Source organism: Flavobacterium sp. (genome assembly GCF_046317795.1).
Classification (GTDB): Bacteria; Bacteroidota; Bacteroidia; order Flavobacteriales; family Flavobacteriaceae; genus Flavobacterium.
In genome coordinates this window covers 1-5046 of sequence record NZ_JBKCVI010000093.1, presented here as the reverse complement: position 1 = coordinate 5046, position 5046 = coordinate 1, and the positions used below count along the sequence as shown (strand labels likewise).

General features: G+C 34.9%; 5 protein-coding genes. 1 reads left to right on the top strand and 4 read right to left on the bottom strand.

The genetic code is table 11. The features are described 5' to 3' along the window. The 3 genes from ACK5ON_RS05600 to ACK5ON_RS05590 form a co-directional block, all read right to left on the bottom strand. The coding region (locus ACK5ON_RS05600) for a response regulator transcription factor (protein ID WP_409820690.1) at positions 1 to 462 on the bottom strand (462 nt) is incomplete at its 3' end. After that, positions 459 to 2225 carry an ATP-binding protein gene (locus ACK5ON_RS05595; RefSeq protein ID WP_409820687.1) on the bottom strand — a complete coding sequence of 589 codons (1767 nt, stop codon included), beginning with the start codon at positions 2223 to 2225 and terminating at the stop codon, positions 459 to 461. The genes ACK5ON_RS05595 and ACK5ON_RS05600, both read right to left, overlap by 4 nt. Positions 2226 to 2234: 9 nt before the next feature. Next, positions 2235 to 2693 carry a hypothetical protein gene (locus ACK5ON_RS05590; protein WP_409820685.1) on the bottom strand — a complete coding sequence of 153 codons (459 nt, stop codon included), beginning with the start codon at positions 2691 to 2693 and terminating at the stop codon, positions 2235 to 2237. A gap of 246 nt (positions 2694 to 2939) precedes the next feature. On the opposite strand from ACK5ON_RS05590, the gene ACK5ON_RS05585 reads away from it, so the two are divergent. Beyond that, positions 2940 to 4424: an aminotransferase class V-fold PLP-dependent enzyme gene (locus tag ACK5ON_RS05585; protein WP_409820683.1), complete on the top strand. Its 1485-nt coding sequence runs from the start codon at positions 2940 to 2942 to the stop codon at positions 4422 to 4424. A 42-nt stretch (positions 4425 to 4466) separates the two neighbouring features. Here ACK5ON_RS05585 and ACK5ON_RS05580 read toward each other — a convergent pair. Then, positions 4467 to 5046: lysophospholipid acyltransferase family protein (locus tag ACK5ON_RS05580; RefSeq protein ID WP_409820681.1), on the bottom strand; the 580-nt coding region annotated here is incomplete at its 5' end.

Genomic DNA, 5046 nt, shown 5'->3' with positions numbered 1-5046 from the left:
GGCAACGAGTCGCAAGATTTCTTTTTCTCTTGTGCTCAGGATAATCGTTTCTTTGGTATGATGGTGGTTAAGAATAACGTTGTAATCATAATAAGTACCAAATTTTACTACATGTCGAATGGCTTCGAGGAGCGTTACTAGGGAAGCATTTTTTAATAAATACCCCGACGCTCCAGCTTCCATCATCTGGTCAACGGCTTCCACTTGGTCAAACATGCTAAAGCAGACTACTTTGGTCTCGGGAAAAAGCTCTTTAATGATTTTGGTGGCTTTGATGCCATCACATTTGGGCATTCTGATATCGGTGAGCACCACTGTGGGTCTTTTTATTTTGACCAGTTCAATGAGCGCTTCGCCGTCATTGGCTTCGCCAACAACTTGTATGTCGTTTTCATTTTGAAGAAATAATTTCAGTCCGTCTATAAGCGCTTGATGGTCTTCGGCTATCGCAATAGTAATCATAATGGTAGGTCTATTAGTATGGATGTGCCTCTTCCTTCTGTACTATCAATCGAAAAGTTGCCACCTAGTTGTTCTGTTTTTTTCTCAATATGAGTCAATCCCATACCTTCATTTTTATTCCTATTCTTAGGATTAAATCCTTTCCCGTTGTCTTCTATGATGATGTTAAGGTTATTTTCATGTTGGGTTAAGCTAATGGTAATTTCTGTGGCTTGGGCGTGTTTTACCGCATTGGTCAATAGTTCTTGTATCATTCTAAAAATGGCGAGTTCAAGCGAGTTTTCTAACCGTTCGTTGAGTCCAAATGGGATTACTTGCACCGATAGTTTTCCGGGTATTGTAATTTTATTGGCTATGTTGAATAGGGCAGGGACTAGTCCTTCGTTGCCTATTACTCCTGCGTTTTGGGTATGGGCTATACTTCTTACTTTTTGGTAGGCCTCTTCTAGTAGTGAATCTGTTTTGTCAAATAGTTGTTCGTCTTCGGGTTCAATTCTATCTTTACGTAGTTTTAGGTTTTCAAAGTTGAGTTTTATGGTGGCTAGCATACTGCCCATATTATCGTGAAGCTCATTGGCTATTTTGATTCGCTCTTTTTCTTGTCCTTCTATGAGTTTATCAATCTCGTTGAGTTCTTGTTCTTGTAGAATATTTTCTAGTTTTTGGTTTTGGATGAGTTGTTCCTGTTCCGCTATTTTTTTCTTTCTTCTCAGGTTTTGATAGCCAAGAAAGAAAACTATGAGAGCTAAAAGAAGGACTATCAGTACTATTCCTGCTTTTTCCAGGGTATCTTTCAGCGATGATATTTGGAGTTTGTTTTCTTTGGTTTGGTATTTTGTATCTATATCTCTAATGGCTTTTGTAATTTCTTTATTGTCATTAATATTTTCAAATACTTTTTGTTTTTCTGAATATTCCAAAGCACTTTTATAGTCCTTCAACTCTTTATAGGTGTTGGACATTTCAGTATAAAGTATAATTTTAAGATTAGTGCGATTATTTTTAAAATCAAGTGAATCCGCTTTTTTGTAATAGTAAATAGCAGAGTCCAGCTTGTTTTCTTTTCGCATTACCGAAGCCATGTTAATATAAGTACAAGCAACATAATAGTACTCTTTTTTCTTTTGATAATAGGGTAAGATATTTTTAAAGTACTTTCTGCCAACTTCTGGTTGTTTGAGATATTCATTGTATGCCAGTCCAATATTGCTGAGTAAATGGCTTTCAAAAAGGGTGTCTTTTAATTTTTTATTTTCAATAATGGCGAGTTGATAATAGTTAATCGCTTTTTTAGTTTCTTCAGTAATGATACAATTGGCTGTTAGTTTAAAAGTATCACGAAGCAGTTTTGTGTTATTTGTTTTTTTGGCATACGCTATTACCTCTTCGAGCAAGGATTGATAGTCTATATAAGCATAGCCCGATAAGCTTTTTATCTCGACAACGGTAATCTTGATTTCATTTGCTTTTTGTAAATTCCCACTATTTTGATAAACTTCAATTGATTTCATAAAATAGCGCAACGCTTGGTCGCCTTCGCTATTGTAATAAAAAGTTTGAGCATACAGTCGATAATAATTTCCTTTATCGTTTGCCGATAGCGTTTCCGGATTTATTTTCTTGAGTGCAGTAATTCGATCATTAAAATCTAAAGATTCAAATGCGGTATCAAATTGTTTAAGTTGGCGGTTTTGTGCCAAACTAACAACAGCGATTCCAAAGAAGAGCACTGTTGTTAGTATTATTTTTTTTAAAGCTATCATTTATTTTTTTTATAACAACACACCTGTTCCTTTTTTTCCAGGAGGAGCACCTCCTGCAATACTAGGTGGATTTGTAGCGGTTCCGTTTTTGTAACTTTCGAGATATGCCTTATCCTCTGGATTGTTGATGTCAAAACCAATGGCATGGTGGACATAAAGAATAATTTCGTTTTTTTTATTTACAGCATCGGCAATGTCTGAATCGTCAGGTTTTCTTAAATCTCTTTTTAGCTTGCTGTATGGGATATTGGTAACGTCAATAGTATGGTTGGGTTTTTTGCGACTCAAGTCATTTTTATTGCCATTTTTAGTACTTAAAATAGCTACAATGGCAAATCTATCATTTCTGCAAATGTCAAAATACTGTTTGATTTCATAAGTATCTTCGCCAATTTTAGTGGCTTGTACCTTAAAACTAAATTCTTTTTTGGTGGGGCTAAATGTTCCTTCTGATTCATAAATTTTCATAATGTTTTGTTTTTAAATAGTTATGTGTTCAAAGGTGAGCAGATAAATTTAAAAAAAAATCACCACTAATGGTGATTTTTTACTGTTTTTTGGGCAATAAATAGTACAAAAATAGAGTTATTTAAAAAAAGCAAATAAAAAAAGCAACAACTTTGTTTTTTGGCTTCATAAATTAGTTGATTTGAAAACGAGAAGTAATTCCAAAAAATTAAAAATAATGTATCTTTGAACCCAAATAATTATCAAATGATTGCCTCAGAAACTACAACCAACTTAGAATACTATTTTCTGCAATTTCGTCAAAATATTATTGGGATTAACCAAGAATTTGATTCTGCTTATGGACGAAATAAAATAGTGTATACCGATTGGACAGCCAGTGGAAGATTGTATCGTCCTATTGAGGAAAAAATGATGAATGAGTTTGGGCCATTTGTAGCCAATACGCATACCGAAACGACCATTTCGGGAACCGCCATGACCATGGCCTATCACAAAGCAAGACATATTATTAAAAATCATGTCAATGCCAATGAAAATGATGTTTTGATTACTGATGGAACGGGTATGACAGGTGTAGTGAATAAATTTCAACGGATATTAGGTCTGCGGATTCCAGAGAATTTAAAAGAATTTACAACCATACCCAAAGCACTAAAACCGATTGTTTTTATTTCCCACATGGAGCATCATTCCAATCAAACCTCTTGGTTGGAAACCATAGCCGATGTAGTGGTTATTCCAGCAAATGATGAGGGATTGTTTTGCCTAGAGGAATTCAGTACGTTACTTGAAAAATACAAAGACAGAAGTTTTAAAATTGCATCAATTACTTCGTGCTCCAACGTAACAGGAATTAGAACGCCCTATCACGAAGTAGCCAAAATGATGCACCAACATGGAGGAGTTTGTTTTGTTGACTTTGCTTGTTCTGGACCTTATGTTGACATCAATATGCACCCTGATGATGAACGTTACTTAGATGCTATTTTCTTTTCTCCGCACAAATTTCTAGGCGGACCAGGCACTTCTGGAGTGTTGATTTTTAATAAAAATTTGTATAAAAACAATGTACCCGATTGTCCCGGTGGCGGCACTGTAAGTTGGACAAATCCTTGGGGAGAACATAAATATATTGACAATATTGAAGACAGAGAAGATGGTGGAACCCCCGGTTTTCTGCAAGTTATAAAAACCGCTTTGGCCATTCAGTTGAAGGAGAAAATGGGTGTGAAAAACATCTTGGAGCGTGAACATGAAATGGTTGAGTATATTTTTTCCGAGCTTAATACTATTGAAAATTTACACATTTTAGCCAATCAACATCAAGATCGATTAGGGGTAATTTCTTTTTACATTGAAGGGTTGCATTTTAACTTAGGAGTAAAATTATTGAATGATAAATTTGGGATACAAACACGTGGTGGCTGCAGTTGTGCTGGAACTTATGGTCATTATTTATTACACGTTGACCAAGAGACTTCAAATGATTTGATTTGCCAAATCACATCTGGCGATTTAATCAAAAAACCGGGATGGATTAGAATGTCAATTCATCCAACGACTACAAATGAAGAAATAACAATGGTTTGTGATAGTATTAAAGATTTAGCAAAAAACCATCTGGTTTGGTCAAAGGATTATGATTATAACCCAAAAACCAATGAATTTGCCCATAAAAACGACAACCATTCGGAAAAAGAAATGGTCAAAGATTGGTTCTCAATTTAAAATGCTGAATACTCCCGATAGTTCGGGACTGAAAACTGACCACTATATTTTTCTGTGTTTCCAGCGTTTGTGTGTCCACAAATAATATTCGGGAGCTTCATAGATTTGTTTTTCAACTCTTCTCAAAAACTCATCCGATATTTGATAATCGGGCACTTCTTTTGGATTGTCAAACATCAGTTCAAAAGTTGCTTCATAATAACCTCGTTTTACTTTTTTGACACGAAGGAAAATCACATTCATATCAAATCGTTTGACAAGCATTTCGGCACCGGTATAAACAGGAGTTTCAATTCCCATAAATTTTTGCCAATGAAAAGCTTTTGATTCTTGGGGAGATTGATCACTGGCAAAACCATAAACGCCTCGATGACCCAAACTTTCATTTTCCTTAATCACTGGAATGGTTTGAGATGTTGTTATCAAAGTAGCTTTGAATTTGGAGCGAATGTTTCTTACTAATTTGTCAAAATATTTGTTATTGACTTTTTTATAAATAGCAAAACCCTCAAATTCAATTTTTCTGTTCATCGAGATTACCCATTCATAGGTTGCGTAATGAGCAATCATAACGGCGATGCTTTTTTGTTTTTTTTCTAATGCTGTGTAGAGTTCTAAATTG

What these genes read in the sequence shown, in the direction of transcription:
- ACK5ON_RS05595 (WP_409820687.1), bottom strand. Translation starts at nt 2,225, where the DNA reads ATGATAGCTTTAAAAAAAATAATACTAACAACAGTGCTCTTCTTTGGA.
- ACK5ON_RS05590 (WP_409820685.1), bottom strand. Translation starts at nt 2,693, where the DNA reads ATGAAAATTTATGAATCAGAAGGAACATTTAGCCCCACCAAAAAAGAA.
- ACK5ON_RS05585 (WP_409820683.1), top strand. Translation starts at nt 2,940, where the DNA reads ATGATTGCCTCAGAAACTACAACCAACTTAGAATACTATTTTCTGCAA.